The following is a 1,194-nucleotide window of genomic DNA, read 5'->3' as shown; positions in this document are numbered from 1 at the left end:
CCATCGGAGCAGCGGGAGCCGGGGTCGGCGCACGCAGCTGTGTCTGCTCGACGGACGGCTCCTCGGCGACCGGCGCGTCGAAGCGCGGCATCCCCGGCAACATGGCCGGAGGGTCCTTCCGCTGCGTCGTCGCCGACGGACGGGTGAACGACGCCATGTCGGGATCGATGCTGACGATCTCCCGCACCCGGGTGAGACCGTCGCCGTCGTCATCCAGGTCTTCCGCGGGCGGATGGTCGTCGACGATGTCGATCGGCGTCACCGAATGCGAGAGCTCGATCTGCACCTTCTGCAGCGCTCGCGCGAACGCCACCGCACTCGGGAAACGGTCGTCGGGGTTCTTCGCCATCGAGCGCTCGAGCAGCCGTTGCAGACTCTCCGGGGAGTCCGGCCGCTTCAGCGAGGGGAGCGCAGCGCGCTCGATGCGCTCGATGAGGTCGGCGCTGGAGTTGCGCTCTCCCGGTCGCTCGAACGGCGATCGTCCGGCGAGCAGTGTGTACAGCGTCGCCCCGAGTGCCCACACATCCGTGCGCGGTCCGCTCTGCGGCGGCTCGGCGAACGATTCGGGGGGCGACCACGGGATCGACATCCCCGACGCCTCTCCCGTGGCTCCGGTGGTGGACGCGATGCCGAAGTCGGTGAGCGCCGGCCTGTTGTACTCGGTGACCAGGATGTTGGCGGGCTTGATGTCGCGGTGCAGCACACCGGCGCGGTGCGCTGTCTCGACGGCACCGGCCACCTGCACACCGACCCGGAGTGCCTCGGCCACCGAGAACGGATCCTTCCGCGCGCGCAGCTGGAGGTTGGGCCGCGGGCAGTACTCCATCACCAGGTAGGGGCGTCCGTCTCCGGCGACCCCTGCCTGGTAGATCGTCACGATCGCGGGGTGCGTGGAGAGCATCGCCATGACGTTCGCCTCATCCGCGAACTCCTGGGCGGCGCCGCTGGAGATGCGATCGGCGAGCAGCACCTTCACCGCCACCCGGCGGCGCGGCATCTCCTGCTCGTAGAGGAAGACGTCGGCGAAGCCGCCGGTGCCCAGCGGCTCGACGTAGGTGAAGCCGGGAAGGTCCATGATCATGGCTGACTCCACTCTCGCGCTCGACGTCCTCAAGGCAGACGGCAAGAAGGCAGGCTCGATCGAGCTTCCCGCCGCGCTGTTCGACGCCAAGACGAACATCCCGCTCATCCACC

Annotated in this window: 1 protein-coding gene and 1 pseudogene; one reads left to right on the top strand and one right to left on the bottom strand. The window is 69.1% G+C overall.

All coding sequences use genetic code 11. From position 1 onward, the window contains the following. Positions 1-1,081, bottom strand: a 1,081-nt coding sequence (locus tag KZA10_RS15665) for a serine/threonine-protein kinase (protein WP_218683347.1), incomplete at its 3' end; no start/stop codon positions are given. Between KZA10_RS15665 and KZA10_RS18360 the strand changes: the two are divergent. Further along, positions 1,080-1,194 (top strand): annotated as a pseudogene (locus tag KZA10_RS18360) (50S ribosomal protein L4); the annotation flags it as partial. The gene KZA10_RS15665 and the pseudogene KZA10_RS18360 sit on opposite strands and share 2 nt — an antisense overlap.

The sequence above is a fragment of the Microbacterium sp. BF1 genome, from assembly GCF_019279095.1.
Lineage (GTDB): Bacteria > Actinomycetota > Actinomycetes > Actinomycetales > Microbacteriaceae > Microbacterium > Microbacterium maritypicum.
This window is presented reverse-complemented; position numbering and strand designations above follow the sequence as displayed.